At 68.4% G+C, this 16155-nt stretch carries 12 protein-coding genes and 1 pseudogene; 5 read left to right on the forward strand and 8 right to left on the reverse strand.

All coding sequences use genetic code 11. The features are described 5' to 3' along the window. Together B2869_RS16245 and dxs are read left to right on the forward strand one after the other, a co-directional pair. Positions 1 to 1114: pseudogene (locus B2869_RS16245) on the forward strand (aconitase family protein); the annotation flags it as partial. Positions 1115 to 1283: 169 nt separating this feature from the next. Further along, on the forward strand, positions 1284 to 3224 hold the full coding sequence (gene dxs / locus B2869_RS16250; protein ID WP_292768835.1) for a 1-deoxy-D-xylulose-5-phosphate synthase: 1941 nt from the start codon (positions 1284 to 1286) through the stop codon (positions 3222 to 3224). 39 nt (positions 3225 to 3263) lie between these two features. Here the strand turns inward: dxs and B2869_RS16255 are convergent, their stop codons facing one another. The 3 genes from B2869_RS16255 to B2869_RS16265 all read right to left on the reverse strand — a co-directional run bounded on the left by B2869_RS16255 (position 3264) and on the right by B2869_RS16265 (position 6123). Beyond that, complete coding sequence (locus tag B2869_RS16255; RefSeq protein ID WP_292768838.1) at positions 3264 to 4025, reverse strand: SPFH domain-containing protein; 762 nt, start codon at positions 4023 to 4025, stop codon at positions 3264 to 3266. A gap of 71 nt (positions 4026 to 4096) precedes the next feature. Then, a complete protein-coding gene (locus B2869_RS16260) occupies positions 4097 to 5548 on the reverse strand; it encodes a glycerol-3-phosphate dehydrogenase/oxidase (protein WP_292768841.1) in 1452 nt (483 codons plus the stop codon). Continuing rightward, positions 5545 to 6123: a TetR/AcrR family transcriptional regulator gene (locus B2869_RS16265; RefSeq protein WP_292768844.1), complete on the reverse strand. Its 579-nt coding sequence runs from the start codon at positions 6121 to 6123 to the stop codon at positions 5545 to 5547. Before B2869_RS16265 ends, B2869_RS16260 begins: the two co-directional genes overlap by 4 nt. 20 nt (positions 6124 to 6143) lie before the next feature. On the opposite strand from B2869_RS16265, the gene B2869_RS16270 reads away from it, so the two are divergent. Genes B2869_RS16270 through B2869_RS16280 form a run of 3 tightly spaced genes read left to right on the forward strand, consistent with a single transcriptional unit; the run spans position 6144 to position 10297 of the window. After that, positions 6144 to 7766, forward strand: coding sequence for an FAD-binding oxidoreductase (locus B2869_RS16270; RefSeq protein ID WP_292768847.1), 1623 nt, complete (start codon positions 6144 to 6146; stop codon positions 7764 to 7766). A gap of 1 nt (position 7767) precedes the next feature. Further along, complete coding sequence (locus tag B2869_RS16275; RefSeq protein ID WP_292768850.1) at positions 7768 to 8673, forward strand: YegS/Rv2252/BmrU family lipid kinase; 906 nt, start codon at positions 7768 to 7770, stop codon at positions 8671 to 8673. After that, entirely contained in the window at positions 8666 to 10297 is a 1632-nt protein-coding gene (locus tag B2869_RS16280) for a GMC family oxidoreductase (RefSeq protein ID WP_292768853.1), read from the forward strand. Before B2869_RS16275 ends, B2869_RS16280 begins: the two co-directional genes overlap by 8 nt. Here B2869_RS16280 and B2869_RS16285 read toward each other — a convergent pair. From B2869_RS16285 to B2869_RS16305, 5 genes are all read right to left on the reverse strand, one after another. Beyond that, positions 10282 to 10833 (reverse strand): hypothetical protein, encoded by a 552-nt coding sequence (locus tag B2869_RS16285; protein ID WP_292768856.1) that lies wholly within the window; start codon positions 10831 to 10833, stop codon positions 10282 to 10284. The genes B2869_RS16280 and B2869_RS16285 overlap by 16 nt on opposite strands. Before the next feature lie 98 nt (positions 10834 to 10931). After that, positions 10932 to 13076: a 3-hydroxyacyl-CoA dehydrogenase NAD-binding domain-containing protein gene (locus B2869_RS16290; protein ID WP_292768959.1), complete on the reverse strand. Its 2145-nt coding sequence runs from the start codon at positions 13074 to 13076 to the stop codon at positions 10932 to 10934. Between the two features lie 8 nt (positions 13077 to 13084). Further along, complete coding sequence (locus B2869_RS16295; RefSeq protein WP_021200670.1) at positions 13085 to 14290, reverse strand: thiolase family protein; 1206 nt, start codon at positions 14288 to 14290, stop codon at positions 13085 to 13087. A 72-nt stretch (positions 14291 to 14362) separates the two neighbouring features. Continuing rightward, a complete protein-coding gene (locus tag B2869_RS16300; RefSeq protein ID WP_292768861.1) occupies positions 14363 to 15556 on the reverse strand; it encodes a ribonuclease D in 1194 nt (397 codons plus the stop codon). Beyond that, positions 15549 to 16130 (reverse strand): DUF3000 domain-containing protein, encoded by a 582-nt coding sequence (locus B2869_RS16305; protein ID WP_292768864.1) that lies wholly within the window; start codon positions 16128 to 16130, stop codon positions 15549 to 15551. The genes B2869_RS16300 and B2869_RS16305 overlap by 8 nt, the downstream gene beginning before the upstream one ends. Between the last annotated feature and the right edge of the window lie 25 nt (positions 16131 to 16155).

The following is a 16155-nucleotide window of genomic DNA, read 5'->3' on the forward strand; positions in this document are numbered from 1 at the left end:
AACCGCAACTTCGAGGGTCGCATCAGCCCCGACGTGAAGATGAACTACCTCGCCAGCCCGCCGCTGGTCATCGCGTACGCGCTGGCCGGGTCGATGCACTTCGACTTCGAGAACGACGCGCTCGGCAAGGGCACCGACGGCGAAGACGTCTTCCTGAAGGACATCTGGCCGACCCCGGCTGAGGTGCAGGAACTCGTCGACTCCTCGATCTCGCGCGAGCAGTTCATCAAGCAGTACGCGACGGTCTTCGACGGTGACGAGCGCTGGCGCAGCCTGCCCACTCCGGACGACGCGATCTTCCAGTGGGACGAGAACTCCACGTACGTGCGCAAGGCGCCGTACTTCGAGGGCATGACGATGGAGCTCACCCCGGTGAAGGACATCGAGGGTGCGCGCGTGATGGCGACGCTCGGCGACTCGGTCACCACCGACCACATCTCGCCCGCCGGGAACATCAAGGCCGGAACGCCCGCGGCGCAGTACCTCACGGAGCACGGCGTGGACCGCAAGGACTTCAACTCCTTCGGCTCGCGTCGCGGCAACCACGAGGTCATGATCCGCGGAACCTTCGCGAACATCCGTCTGAAGAACGCGATGGTCGCTGCCGTGAACGACGGGCAGGTCGTCGAGGGTGGCTTCACCCGCGACTTCACGCAGCCCGGTGGCCCGCAGTCGTACATCTACGACGCGAGCATGAACTACCAGGAGCAGGGCACGCCCCTCGTCATCTTCGGGGGCAAGGAATACGGCTCGGGTTCGTCGCGTGACTGGGCGGCCAAGGGCACGAGCCTGCTGGGCGTCAAGGCGGTCATCACCGAGAGCTTCGAGCGCATCCACCGNNATGGGCGTCGTCCCGCTGCAGTTCCCCGCCGGCGAGAGCTGGGAGTCGCTGGGCCTCGACGGAACCGAGATCGTCTCGATCTCGGGTCTGGAAGAGCTCAACAACGGTGTCACGCCCAAGACGGTCAAGGTCACGGCCACCCCGAGCGAGAACTCGCCCGAGGGCAAGCAGCCGGTGGAGTTCGATGCGGTCGTCCGCATCGACACCCCCGGCGAAGCCGACTACTACCGCAACGGCGGCATCCTGCAGTACGTGCTGCGTTCACTGGTCTGATCGCATGAAGTGAAGGGGCTCGGGTCTGCGGACCCGGGCCCCTTCATCGTGCCGGCCCTTCCTGTCAAGGGGCTCCGATTCACCGTGCTCTCCGAGTCCGGCGGGGTAGGATCGAGGGGCGCTCGCACCGTCGTCGGGCGCTTCTGACGGAGCCTGTGAGGAGGTGCAGATGCCCATTCTTCCGAGCATCTCTGGACCCCGTGATCTCGATGCACTCTCGACCGACCTGTTGACCGAACTCGCTGCGGAGATCCGCACGTTCCTGGTCGAGAACGTGTCCAGAACGGGCGGCCACCTCGGCCCCAACCTCGGCGTCGTCGAACTCACGATCGCTCTCCATCGAGTTTTCTCCTCCCCGGACGACCCCTTCATCTTCGACACCGGACACCAGTCCTACGTGCACAAGCTCCTCACCGGGCGCCAGGACTTCTCGGCGCTGCGCGTGCGCGGTGGACTCGCCGGGTACCCGCAGCGGGGCGAGAGCGCCCATGATGTGGTGGAGTCGTCGCACGCCTCCAGTTCGCTCAGCTGGGCGGACGGCATCTCCCGGGCCTTGACGGCCACCGGTCGCGCGGATCGGCACGTGGTCGCGGTCGTCGGCGACGGCGCGCTGACCGGCGGCATGACCTGGGAGGCGTTGAACAACATCTCCGACGACAACGATCGCAACCTGGTCATCGTCGTCAACGACAACGGACGGTCCTATGCGCCGACGATCGGCGGCATGTCGCGGTACCTCAACCGCGTGCGCACGGCAGCGGCCTACAAGGACCTCCACCAGCGGTCCGATCGCCTGTTCCGCGCTTTCGGTCCCGTGGGACGTGCGGTGTTCCGCGGCGTCCGCGGAGGCACGCACGGCTTCCTGTCGCGGTTCACCAACAACGAGGCGCTGTACTCCAACCTCGACATCAAGTACCTCGGTCCGGTCGACGGCCACGATCTTCCTGCGCTCCTCGAGACTCTGGAGTTGGCGAAGTCCTACGGTGCGCCCGTCATCGTCCACACCATCACAGAGAAGGGCCGTGGCTACCAGCCGGCCCGCGACGACGAAGCCGATCAGTTCCACGCCGTCGGCAAGATCGACCCCACGACCGGGGAGACCCTGTCGTCCGGTGGGCGTGGGTGGACCGATGTGTTCTCCGACGCGTTGGTGGCCGTCGGCGAGCAGCGCGACGACGTGATCGCGATGACGGCTGCGATGCTGCGCCCCACCGGCCTCGCGCCGTTCGCCGAACGCTTCCCCGATCGCGTCTATGACGTGGGCATCGCAGAACAGCACGCGGTGGCGTCAGCGGCTGGTCTGGCCTACGGGGGCTTGCACCCCGTCGTCGCCCTGTACGCCACGTTCATGGGACGCGCCTTCGACCAAGTGCTGATGGACGTGGCTCTGCACCGTGCCGGAGTCACCTTCGTCCTCGATCGAGCGGGCGTCACCGGTCCCGATGGTCCCAGCCACCACGGCATGTGGGATCTCGCGATGCTGCAGATCGTCCCGCACATCCGCATCGCCGCGCCGCGTGATGGGGCGCGGCTGACGGAGGCCCTCGGCGAGGCCGTCGACGTCGAAGACGCTCCGACGGTCATCCGCTTCCCGAAGGGCGAGGTCGCCGTCGATCTTCCCGCGATCGAACGCCTGAGCGACGGCGTCGACGTGCTCGCCCGCGGCGAATCCGAAGACGTCCTGATCGTCGCCATCGGACCATTCGCCGAACTCGCCCTCGATGTCGCGGACCGCCTCCGAGCGCAGGGGATCGGCGCGACGGTCATCGACCCGCGCTGGGCTATTCCGGTGCAGCCGTCGATCGTGGAACTCGCCGCCCATCACCGCCTCGTGATCACCCTCGAAGACGGCATCCGGGTCGGAGGCATCGGCACCCGGGTACGTCAGGTCCTTCGCGAGGCGGGCATCGACACCGCGGTGGACGAGCTGGGTCTTCCCGACGAGTTCATCGACCACGCATCGCGTGATCAGATCCTCGTCGACGCCGGCCTCACGGCGCCGAAGATCGCACAGGACATCGTGTCGCAGGTGCTCGGGACGCGAATCCCGAAGGCGCGTCACGCGGGAGAGACAGGAACCATCGATCTTCCGCTGCACGAACGGCACTGACGCTCGCTCCGACCCTTCGGAACGCCCTGCGCGCAGGCGTCAGTTCAGAGCGTGCAACGCGGCGACGGCCTGTGCTCCGCGATCGACGTCTCGGAGTGCGGTCGACAGCAGGTAACCGTCGGTGAGTGCGTCGCCGGTGACCATGACCCGCACCAGCTCGACGCCGCAGGCGCGACGCACTTCCGCGGCGCTGGCCGCGATCACTCGGGTGTTGATCTCGTCGTTGTGCGGCAGCTCGGCTCCCTCGAGACCACGGATCACGTCCCTCAGCGCGGCGCCGACGATGTTCGAGGCTCGCTCCTTGACGTTCACGACGTCGAGCTCGAACACGCGAAGGTCGCTTCCCGTCGGTATCGGGCGCCACTCGAACGAGGCGTGCACGCGGTGCTGGTGTCCGCTCGCGCCGCTCATCTCTCGCGCGGGCAGATCGGTCGCGCGGCAACGGACGTCGATGAGCTTGTACCAGTAGAACAGCGGGAATGCTCCGTGCGAGCCCGGGTCAAGAACGACGACCTCTCCGACGGCCCCGCCGCGGTTCCGCGGACGACGCTGCGGGCGGTTGCGGATGATCGGCTTGCCGTTGCGCGTCCGGATCGCCGCCCACCCCTCGTCGACGGTGACGATGAAGAGCTTGAGGAGGGCGGGGAGGACCAGAAGGGTGGTGAGGATCGCCGTTCCGGTCTTCAGCAGACCCGACATCCCCTTGCTGCCCAGCATCGTGAAGAGCATGTCCATGTCACCACTGTGCAGGGTCGCCGGGTGCTGTGTCGCCTTCGAGACGGGTCGGGCGGGGGAGTTCATGCGCTGTTCCGCGCACGTTACCTGCGACGCTGTGCGCTGGATACGCACCGCTCAGGATTCGCCGCAGCGGGTCAGGCGAGGTCGGCGAGAGTGCGGGCGACGACGTCCTCGACGGCCGCGTGGCAGCGTGCGCGATCGGCATCCACGAGTCCGACACGGGTGCGCCTGTCGAGGACGTCATCGACGGTCATCGCGCCCTCCGTGCGAACGGCGAACTCGACCTCCGCGGCGGTCAAGCCCGTGGCGTCGTCGAGCACGTCATCCGAGGCGGGCACCGACCGATCGACGAGGCGCAGCGACGCCGTGCGGCTCGGCCTCGACTGCAGTCCGCGGGTGCGTCCCGCGAGGTCCACGGCATCCTCGGCCATCCGGCGGTAGGTGGTCAGCTTTCCTCCGAGCACCGTGACGAATCCGGCGGTGGATACCGTCACCAGATGCCGGCGAGAGACATCGGCGGTGGAGACCGTCCCGCTGTCGACCAGCGGACGCAGGCCGGCGAACGCACCCCGCACCCGATCGCGGCCGAGGGGAGCAGCGATCACGCGATTGAGGTTCTGCAGCAGGAAATCGATCTCCGGCTCCGTCGGCCGGGCGACACGCGGCACGATACCGGGGGAGTCTTCGTCGGTGAGGCCGACGATCACGCGGCCGAAGCCCTGCGGCAGCGCGAAGACGTAGCGACTGATCGATCCCTCGTGCGGGATGGTGAGCGCGGTCGATGGCGAACCCAGGTCGGCGGCGGCGAGGACGATGTGCGTCCCTCGGCTCGGGCGCACGTGGATCGTCTGATCGAGCGCACCCGCCCAGACGCCGGTCGCGTTGATGACGGCGCGGGCTCTGATGTCGAACCGCTCGCCCGTGGTCGTCTCCTCGACCGATGCGCCGTCTTCCCGCAACACGACCGCGCGGACGCGGGTGAGGATGCGAGCGCCAAGAGATGCCGCCGTGCGGGCGACGGTCGCCACGAGCCGCGCGTCGTCGACCAGCTGGCCGTCGAAGGACAGTATTCCGCCGCGGAGGCCGTGAGGGTCGAGCGCAGGCACCAGGCGGGTGGCGGAGCGCGCGGACACGAGAGCGGGGGCAGGCAGCGTCGTGCGGGTGGTGTGCGCGCGCATGCGGAGCAGATCTCCCAGCCCCATCCCGACGGCGCCCGCAGTGCGCTGGCGGAGCGTGACTCCGCGGGAGAAGGGCAGGAGCTGTCCGAGCGGGCGGATCAGATGCGGGGCGATCGTGGTCATCAGGAGATGTCGCTCGTGTGCGCTCTCTCGCGCGGTCGCGATGTCACCGGTCGCGAGGTAGCGCAGGCCGCCGTGCACGAGCTTCGAGCTGAAGCGGCTGGTCCCGAAGGCGAGATCCTCGGCTTCGATCAGCGTCACACGGAGCCCGCGCGAGACGGCGTCCAGAGCGACACCCACGCCCGTGATACCGCCCCCGACGACGAGGACGTCGACCGTCTCGTCGGCTGCGCGCGCGAGTTCGATCCTCCGTCGCGCGACGTTGAGCGCCGATGACTCCGGGGTCATGGGCGGAGCAGCCCGTCGAGTGCGGCCCGCAGTTCGCGCTCCCACGCGTTCTCCGAGATGAGGTCTGCCACGGTGCCGTGGGAGAGGACCGCGGACTGCGCGATGAGCAGCAGCATGACCGCGATCTCCTGCGGCGGTCCTGATCTGACCGAGCCGTCGGCCTGTGCGGTGCCGATCGCCGTGGCGAGCCACTCGAGGATCAAGCGCTGGCTCGATCCCACGCGCTGCAGCGTGTAGCGGGTGAAGGCTTCGGGTTCATCGGCGAGCAGACGCCCGTAGAGGGTGTCATTGCGGAAGAGCGTCGTGAAATGGAGGACGTCGTCGACGAGGACCGTCCGGGTGCGCGCTTCCGCGGGGAAGGTGCCCAGGATGCCGTCGACGCGCCGCAGCAGCGCGGCGCGGACGACATCATCGGCATCGCTCCAGTTGCGGTAGATCGTGGGGCGACTGAGATCGGCGCGACGGGCGAGCTCGGCGATGGTGACGCCGTGCACGCCGCGACGCTCGATCAGCGCGTCGGCGGCGTCGAGGATCCGCGTCTGTGTCGCATCCCATTGTGGTTGACGTTCTTCCATGATGTGTCACACTGTAACGCATGGGCCAAGACAGTGGCAGGGTCGATGCGGACCCGTCGATGAGATGGAACGGCTGGGGTGATCCGGCCAAGGCGAAGGACCTGCCCTTGGCGGTGCGCGCGCTGCTGCCGATGCTGCTGGGGCGAGTGCGCAAGCCCGGACCGGCGATCGAGCTCGCGCACGTGCAGCTCGATCCTCCGCGGCTGACCGCTGAGGATCATGCGGCGTTCAGCGCCGCGCTCGGCCCGACGAACATCGATGATGCAGCCGAGGCGCGCATCCGCCACGCAGGTGGGCGTTCGACACCCGACCTCCTCCGTCGTCGCGAGGTGCGTCAGGAGGCGCCGGATGCCGTCCTCCGTCCTGCCGATCACGAAGAGGTGCGCGCGTGCCTCGACATCGCGGTCGCGCGAGGGATCGCGGTGATCCCCTTCGGGGGCGGCACGAGCGTCGTAGGAGCGCTGGAGCCCGAGCGGGGCACGCATCATGCGGTCGTGAGCCTCGACCTGCGACGTCTCGGCGGTCTGATCCGGCTGGATGAGTTCAGCGGCGAAGCCCTGTTCGCGGCGGGGACGACGGGGCCGGAGGCGGAAGCATCGCTGTCCGCGCACGGCTTCGAACTCGGCCACTTCCCTCAGAGCTTCCGCTACGCCACGATCGGCGGATTCGCGGCGGCCCGGTCTTCGGGACAGAACTCGGCGGGCAACGGGCGCTTCGACACGATGGTGACCGGGATCAGAGTGGCGACGCCGACCGGCGACATCGAGCTCGGGCGCTCGCCCGGTTCCGCCGCAGGGCCAGACCTGATCAGGGTGTTCCTCGGCTCCGAGGGCATCTTCGGCGTGATCACCGAGGTACGGGTGCGGGTGCATCGGATCCCGCGCGACCGCGTGTTCGAATCCTGGTCCTTCCCCGACTTCACCAGCGGCGCCGAGGGGCTGCGGCGGGTCGCGCAGCAGGGCGATGGCCCCACCGTCATCCGGCTCTCCGACGAAGCGGAGACGGCGGTGAGTCTCGCGCAGGTCGGCAAGATCGGCAGGGCTCTCGCGAAGGGCGCCAGCGTGGTGACCGTGTACGAAGGTGACGGTATCGCCGAGCGGCGTGCCCGCGCCAGTATCCAGCTCGCTGCGGCCGGCGGAGTCTCGGCAGGTGAAGGGGCAGCGGAGGACTGGCTGAAAGGTCGGTTCGACGGCCCCTACCTGCGGGATTCGCTGCTCGACGCCGGTGTCTTCTGCGAGACGCTCGAGACCGCGACCATATGGTCGAACCTGCAGACACTGCGTTCGGCGGTCGACTCTGCACTCAAAGACGGCTTCGCCGACGCCGGGGCGAAGTCGTACATCATGTGCCACGTCTCCCACATCTACCCGACCGGGGCTTCCCTGTACTTCACCGTGCTCGCCGGCATCCGTTCGGACCCGCTCGGTGTGTGGAATGTCGTGAAGGCGCGTGTCAACGATGCGATCGTCGCGTCGGGTGGGACCATCAGCCATCACCACGCGGTCGGCAGGGATCATGCGCCCTGGCTCCGTGCGGAGATCGGCGAGACGGGCGTCCGTATCCTCCGTGCGATCAAGCGCGAACTCGATCCGTCGGGCATCCTCAACCCGGGTGCCGTGATCCCGATCGAGCGGACGCTCTGACATGGCCGAGCACATCGCCGTGCTCGCGAATCCGTTCTCCGGCAAAGGGCGGGGCGGGCGAGCAGCGGAGACTGCTGTTCTGTATCTTCGCGATCGTGGAGTCGAGGTGCGGGCCTATGCGGGAGGATCCGCAGAGGACACCGCACGGCTCGCGGTCGCGGCCGTGGCAGACGATCCGCGAGCACTGGTCGTCGTCGGTGGTGATGGCACACTGTCCGGTGTGCTCGACACGGTATGTGCGGCATCGGTCCCCGTGGTCCTGGTCGCGGCCGGGACCGGGAACGACCTCGCCCGCGCTCTCGGACTCCCACGCAGCGACGCACGGGCTGCCGCCGAACTCGCTCTCACGGGCGTGCCCCGGTCGATCGACGTCGGCGTGGTCCGCACCGCGAAGGGCAGCAGGAAATTCCTGACCATCGCGGCGCTGGGTTTCGACGCGAAGGTCAGCGATCGCACCAACCGGCTCCGCTGGCCGCACGGTGCGCCTCGCTATTACCTCGCCCTGCTGATCGAACTCGTGCGGCTGCGTCCCATGGAGTTCACCCTCGCCATCGATGGCGAGCCGCCGAGAAGTGAGCCGGGTACGCTGATCGCGGCCGGCAGCACCTCCAGCTACGGCGGCGGGATGCCGATCTGCGCCGGGGCCCTCCCCGACGACGGGCTCCTCGACATCGTCCGTGTCGCCCCGTTGGGCCGACTGCGCCTGCTGCGTCTCTTCCCCCTGCTGCTCCGCGGGACGCATCTCGCGCGCGACGAGGTGGTGCATCGTCGTGGACGCTCCGTCACGGTGTCGGCTCCCGGCCTGGTGGTCTATGCCGACGGCGAGCGGATCGGCGAGGATGAGTGCACCATCGCGGTGCTGCCGGGTGCGCTCACGATGATGGTGCCGAAGGAGAGCGATGACTGAGTTCGACGAGGATGTCGTGGTCGTGGGTTCCGGATTCGGAGGTTCCGTGGCCGCTCTGCGACTTGCGGAGAAGGGCTACCGCGTCCGCGTCTACGAGGCGGGTCGCCGCTTCGAGGACGATGACTTCGCGAAGACCAACTGGAACGTCCGCCGGTACCTGTGGGCACCAGCGCTCGGCTGTTACGGTGTGCAGCGCATCCACCGACTGCCGCACGTGATGATTCTGGCGGGCGCCGGGGTGGGTGGCGGATCACTCAACTACGCGAACACGCTGTACCAGCCGGGGGCGGCCTTCTTCGCGGACCCCCAGTGGCAGGGCATCGCGGACTGGGAGTCCGAGCTGGCGCCCCACTATGCCACGGCGAAGCGGATGCTCGGCGTCGTGGAGCGCTACCCGCACACGGGTCCGGTGGAGCGGATCATGGCCGGCGCCGCGGACGACCTCGGCGTCGGTGCGACGTTCCGCCACGCGCCCGTCGGGGTCTGGTTCGGGAAGCCGGGGGAGCGCACGCCGGATCCGTTCTTCGGTGGTGAGGGCCCTGATCGCACCGGTTGCACCCTCTGTGGCAACTGCATGGTGGGATGCCGCGTCGGCGCGAAGAACACGCTCATGAAGAACTACCTGCCTCTCGCGGAGCGCCGAGGGGTCGCGATCGAGGCGCTGCGCACGGTCAGCGAGGTGCGAGAGCTCCCCGGAGGCGGGTTCGCGGTGACGACGCAGCGCAGCGGCGCCTGGTTCCGGCGGGCGCGGAGGACCGTGACCGCCCGGCAGGTCGTGCTGGCTGCCGGCGCCTGGGGCACGCAGCAGCTGCTGCATCGGATGAAGGAGTCCGGAGCCCTGCCGTATGTCTCGACGTCGATCGGCCGTCTCACGCGCACGAACTCCGAGGCGCTGGACGGAGCGGTTGCCACGAGTGTCCCGGAATCGCTTCAGCTCGCCCGCGGCGTCGCCATCACGACCTCGTTCCACATCGACGATCGCACGCATGTCGAGAACGTCCGCTACGGTCCGGGATCGAACCTGATGGGTGCGCTGGCGACCGTCATCGTCCCCGGCGGACAGCCGCTGGGCGTGCGCCTGCGCCGTCTGGTCGCGCAGGTGCTCCGCTCACCGGTGAGACAGTGGCGGCTCGGGAGCCTCCGCCGATGGAGCGAGCGCGGCATCATCGCGCTGGTGATGCAGACCGCCGACAACTCGCTCACCCTCTCGCTGCGCCGCCGCTTCGGCCGCCTCGTGATGACGAGCGCGCAGGGGCACGGGCAGCCGAACCCGAGCCACCTGCCCCAGGCCCACACCGCGGCGGCGGCGATCGCCGCGCGGGTCGAGGCGGACGGCGGAGTGCCTGCGGCTGCGCGCGGATCGTGGCCGGAGGTGTTCGGCATTCCGCTCACGGCGCACTTCCTCGGAGGCGCGGTGATCTCGGCGTCGCCGGCGGAAGGGGTCGTCGACGCATATCACCGGGTCTGGGGGCATCCCGACCTGCACGTCGTCGACGGGGCGGCCGTTCCCGCGAATCCCGGCGTGAACCCCTCGCTCACGATCACCGCGCTGGCCGAACGGGCGTTGTCGTACTGGCCTCGTCGCGGTGACGAAGACCCCCGACCGGCTCAGCCCGCGAGCTGAGTCTCGGCGATCGGGGCCTGCGGCGCAGGGTCTTCGCACAGTGCCCGTGACGCGGTCCAGTGCCAGCCGTACGCGACACTGAGGGCGCTCACACCCAGGAGCGGCAGCGCGATGTACGGCTCGGTCATGTCCGTCAGCAGGAACCCGAACTCGCCGGTGTCGCTCGACGACCAGGTGCCGACGACCGCGATGACCACGGCTCCGATGATGAGACCGAGCCCCGCGAAGGCGACCAGGTGTCGGCGCATGCCCGCCGTGGTTCGCAGGAGTCGGCCCAGCCCGAAGGCAGCCGCGCCGCCGATGACGGTCGCCAGAGCGGAGACGGCCACGACGAAGAGCAGCTGGAACCACGCCACCATGATCAGGATCGAGAAGACACCCTGCAGCGAGCGCGACATGATGGTGAGGACGAGGGTCGTCACCAGGAGGAACAGCACGTTGAAGGTGATCCAGGTGGCGACGGCACCGCGCCAGAACTCGCGCCAGCTGAAAGCCATCGGCTGTTCGGCGGTGCGCGGAGACGGACGAGAACTCATCGATCCAGGCTAGGGCCTCCCGGCTCGGCGGACGACGAAGCGCTCCACCGGATTCGCCAGGAATCCTGTGGAGCGCTTCGCGGGATGGCGTCCGACGATCAGCGGCTCTCGACGCCGCGGATCTGCGGGGTGTGGAACGAGCCGCCGAAGGCCCGCTCCGAGGCTCCCTCACGGTCGAGGTACGGTGAAGCACCACCGTCGATGAACGGCCAGCCGGCGCCGAGGATCAGGCACAGGTCGATGTCCTCGACCTCGGGCACGACGCCCTCGTCGAGCATCAGCTTGATCTCCTGCGCCAGACCGTCCTGCACACGCTGGAGGATGGTCGCCGCCGTTGCGGGATTCTTGCCGACGGCGGGCTTCAGAACCTTCTCCGCCTGCTTGCTCCAGCCGACGACGCGCCCGCCCTTGTCCTTCTCCACGACGGTGTCGAGCTCCGCGAGCGCATGGAAATTCTCGTTGGCGTAGAAGCGGTCGGGGAAGGCCTTCACCATCGTGTCCTGGACGTGGGCGGCGACCTTCCAGCCGACGAGGTCGATCAACTGGAACGGGCCCATCGGCAGGCCGAGCGGGCCGAAGGCCTTCTCGACATCGGCGATGGGGGTGCCCTCGTAGACGGCGCGAGCCGCCTCGCCCATGACCTTGGCGAGCAGTCGGTTCACGACGAAGCCGGGAGCGTCGGCGGTGAGGACCGCGTTCTTTCCGAGGTTCTTCGCGACCACGAACGCCGTCGACAGAGCGGCATCGTCCGTCGCCGGTGTCTTCACGATCTCGATCAGCGGCATCACCGCGACAGGGTTGAAGAAGTGGAAGCCGACCAGGCGTTCGGGGTGAGCGAGCTTCGATCCGATCTCCTCGACGGAGAGTGACGACGTGTTGGTCGCGAGGATCGCGTCCTCGGCGATGATCTTCTCGATCTCGCCGAACACCTGCTGCTTGACCCCGACCTCTTCGAACACGGCCTCGATCACGAAGTCGCAGTCCGCGTACAGGCTCTTGTCGGTGGTGCCGGTGACGAGCGCGCGCAGCTTGTTCGCCGAATCGGAGTCCAGGCGTCCCTTCGCTTCGAGCTTGCCGATCTCCTCGTGGATGTAGGCGACGCCCTTGTCGACGCGTGCCTGATCCAGGTCGGTGATGAGCACGGGCACCTGGAGCTTGCGCACGAAGAGCAGTGCGAACTGGCTCGCCATGAGACCGGCGCCGATGATGCCGACCTTGGTGACCTTCTTCGCCAGCGCCTTGTCGGGAGCTCCGACAGGTCGCTTCGCGCGCTTCTGCACGAGGTCGAAGGCGTACATGGATGCAGCGAACTGGTCGCCCGTGACGAGTTCGGCGAGTGCCTCGTCCTCGCGGGCGAAGCCTTCGGCCTTGGTGCCGCCCTTGGCCTTGTCGAGCAGGTCGAGGGCCGCATACGGCGACTTCGGCATGGTGCCGATCTTCGACTCCAGCATCCCGCGCGCCATCTTGATGGCGATCGGCCACTTGGTGAGACGCTCGATCTTGCCGGGCTCGTTCTTGCGCTCGACCTTCTTGCCACCCAGGACGGCATCCGCCCAGGCCAGCGAGTTCTCGAGGTAGTTCGCCGCAGGGAAGATCGCGTCGAAGATGCCCAGGTCGAACGCCTGCTGCGGCTTCAGCATCCGGTTCTGCTTGAGCGGGTTGGAGATGACGACCTCGAGGGCATTCTCGATGCCGATCAGGTTCGGCAGCAGGTAGGCGCCGCCCCAACCGGGGATGATGCCGAGGAAGACCTCGGGCAGAGCCACCGCCGCAGCAGAGGAATCGACGGTGCGGTAGCTGGAGTTCAGGGCGATCTCCAGGCCGCCACCCAGGGCGAGGCCGTTCACGAAGGCGAAGGACGGCACACCGAGGTCGCTGAGCGTGCCGAGGACCTTGTGGCCGAGCTGCGCGATCAGGCGGGCGTTGTCGCGCGATCCGACCTTGCTGATGTCGGACAGGTCGGCGCCGGCCGCGAGGATGTACTGCTTGCCGGTGATGCCGACGGCCTGGATCTCGCCGGCCGCGGCTCGCGCCCTGAGGCCGTCGAGCGTCTCGCCCAGCTGCGTCAGCGTCGCGGGACCCAGCGTGTTCGGACGGGTGTGGTCACGGCCGTTGTCGAGCGTGATCAGCGCGAGCACCTTGCCGGACGCGAGACGGATGTCGCGCACCGGCGACTGCGTGATGACCTCGCCCTCGGTGAGTGCCTGGATGGGGGAGAAGTCGATCTCGTCGTAGTTGGTCACGTTCGCGCTCACTTCTTCTTCTTGCCGTCGTAGTGCGGGTTCTCCCAGATGACCGAACCGCCTTGGCCGAGACCGACGCACATGGCGGTCAGACCGTAGCGGACGTCGGGACGCTCGGCGAACTGCGCGGCGAGCTGGATCATCAGACGCACACCGGATGCCGCGAGCGGATGGCCCAGCGCGATCGCACCGCCCCACTGGTTGACGCGGGGGTCGTCATCGGCGATCCCGAAGTGGTCGAGCAGGGAGATCACCTGGATGGCGAATGCCTCGTTCAGTTCGAACAGCCCGATGTCGGCGATCGTCAGTCCGGCCTTCTTGAGCGCCTTCTCGGTCGACGGAATCGGTCCGATGCCCATGATCTCCGGCTGCACGCCGGCGAACGCGAACGAGACCATCCGCATCTTCGGCGCGAGTCCGAACTCCTTCACCGCGCCACCTCCGGCGAGCAGCGACATCGTGGCGCCGTCGGTGAGGGGGGAGGAGGTGCCGGCCGTGACACGCCCGTGCGGACGGAAGGGAGTCTTGAGGGCCGCGAGGTCTTCCATCGTCGTCTGCGGGCGACGGCCCTCGTCTTCGGTCGCGAGACCCCAGGCGCCGTCGGCACCCTTGGTGGCGACCGACACGAGGTCGGGCTGGATCTTGCCGGCGTCGTACGCCGCCTGCACCTTGTGCTGGCTCAGCATGCCGAACCGGTCGGAGCGTTCCTTGGTCAGGTGCGGGAACCGGTCGAAGATGCGCTCGGCGGTGACACCCATGTTGAGTGCACCGGGGTCGACCATCTTCTCGGCGACGAAGCGCGGGTTCGGATCCGCGTTGCCACCGATCGGGTGATGACCCATGTGCTCGACACCGCCGGCGAGGGCGAAGTCGTACATGCCGACGCCGATCGAGGCTCCCATGGTCGTGACGCTCGTCATGGCGCCGGCGCACATGCGCTCGACCGCGAGGCCGGGCACGGTCTGCGGAAGCCCGGCGAGGATCGCCACCGAGCGTCCGAGCGTCAGCCCCTGGTCGCCGGTCTGGCTCGTCGCGGCGATCGCGACGTCATCGATGCGGTCTGCCGGGACGGCGGCGTTGCGCTCCATCAGGCCGATGGTCGCCTTCACGGCGAGGTCATCTGCGCGGGTGTTCCAGTACATGCCTTTTTCGCCGGCGCGCCCGAAGGGGGTGCGTACTCCATCGACGAAGAAGACGTCCGAGATCTCGGCCACTCTGCCTCCAAGTTAGTGCGTGGCCTCAGTCTATGAAGCCCGCGAAACGGGGAGGAATCGGTTGGGTCGAACCTACGAAGCCGGTGCGGGCGTCGTGTCGGGCGTTTGCGCCGCCTCTACAAAGGCGGCAGCGATCTTCTGTGCGGTCTGTGCAATCTGCCAGGGCCGGGCACCCAGCGCTGCCAACGCATCCGCGATCGCCTCGGGGGTTTCACCGGGCAGGTCCCAGGCCACGCGGCGCAGGTACTCCGGAGTGAGGAGGTTCTCGGTGGGCATACCCAGCTCCTCGGCGACGGCCTCCACGACCGGACGGGCGGCCTTGAGTCGTGCATCCGCTTCGGGATTCCGATCAGCCCACGCGCGAGGGGGAGGAAGAGTGTCGCTCGGAACGCGTTCGCGGGGAAGCTCTTCCGATGCCCTGCCTTCGACGATCGCCTGCCACCAGCGGTCGAGCTGCGTGCGGCTCGCGCGGCCCTGGAACTCCTTGAGGCCGGCCAGCGCCTGTTTCGACTGCGGGTTCGCCAGCACCGCCGCCACCAGGGAGCGGTCGGGCACGAGTCGTCCGGGGGAGACGTCCTGCTCCTGCGCGTACGCTTCGCGTGCCTGCCAGAGGGAACGGGCGACGGCGAGGTTCCGGGCTCCACGCACCTGGTGCAGGCCGCTGAGGCGGCGCCAGGGATCTTCGCGCGGCGGTTTGGGAGCGCGGGCGAGGGTGGCGGCGAACTCTTCGGCGGCGAACTCGGTCTTGCCCTGCTCTTCGAGCTCGAGAACGAGGACGTCGCGGACGTCGATCAGGTGCAGCACGTCGAGGGCGGCGTACTCGAGCCAGGAATCGGGGAGCGGACGAGTCGACCAATCGGCGGCGGAGTGCTCCTTCTTGAGCATGATGCCCAGCGTGTCCTCGACGACGGCACCGAGGCCGACACGCTCGTGGCCGAGCAGGCGCGAGGCGAGCTCGGTGTCGAAGATCACCGGCGGTTCGAGGTGCAGTTCGCGAAGAGACGGCAGGTCCTGGCTCGCCGCGTGGAGCACCCACTCCACGTCACCGATCGCCTCCTGGAGAGGTGCGAAATCGCCGATCGCCGGCGGGTCGAAGAGGAAGACGCCGGCCTCGCGACGGAACACCTGCACCAGATAGGCGCGCTGCGAATAGCGGAAGCCGGACGCCCGCTCGACATCCACGGCGACGGGTCCGGTACCGGCGGCGAGCACGGCGCAGGCTGCGCGGAACTCCTCGGCATCCGAGATCACGGAGTATTCAGTCACGTACAGCCTTTCGCGCGCCGATCACGGCGATGCCCTCGGAGCCGGGCGGAAGCCCCGCCAGCATTCCGACCAGCTCGGCCCATGCTTCGACGTGCGGTCGGAACGGGCCCTCCGGAGTCCAGGACGCCCGCAATTCTATCTGGGCGCCGTCTCCTTCGACGGCGAGCCCGCCGAATCCCTTCGACAGCGTCTTCGTCGACGTGCCCGATTCCGAGTGATAGACCGCTTGGCGCGAGTCGAGAGCATCGAGCAGCCATGACCACGTCACGTCGGCGAGAAGCGGATCGGTGCCGATCTCGGTCTCGAGCGGCGCCTGCGCGAAGATGACGATGCGCCACGAGCCTCCCCAGGCTCCCGGCTCGTCCGGATCGTGCAGCAGGACGAACCGGCCGGTGCCGTACACGGACTCGCCGTCACCCTCCGGGCGCACGTCGGCGGCGAGGGCGATGGCGAAAGGCGCGAGGCCCTGTGGCGTGGCGATCTCGCGCACCGTGATGTCATCGCGGAACTCGGTCTCGCGCAGTTCGGCCACGGCGCTCTCGAAAGGCGTCCCGGCCTCGGGGTGTGCGGTCACGGCAACAGGCTAGAGTCAGGAAGCG

Source organism: Microbacterium sp. UBA3486 (genome assembly GCF_002377845.1).
Taxonomy (GTDB): Bacteria; Actinomycetota; Actinomycetes; order Actinomycetales; family Microbacteriaceae; genus Microbacterium; species Microbacterium maritypicum_A.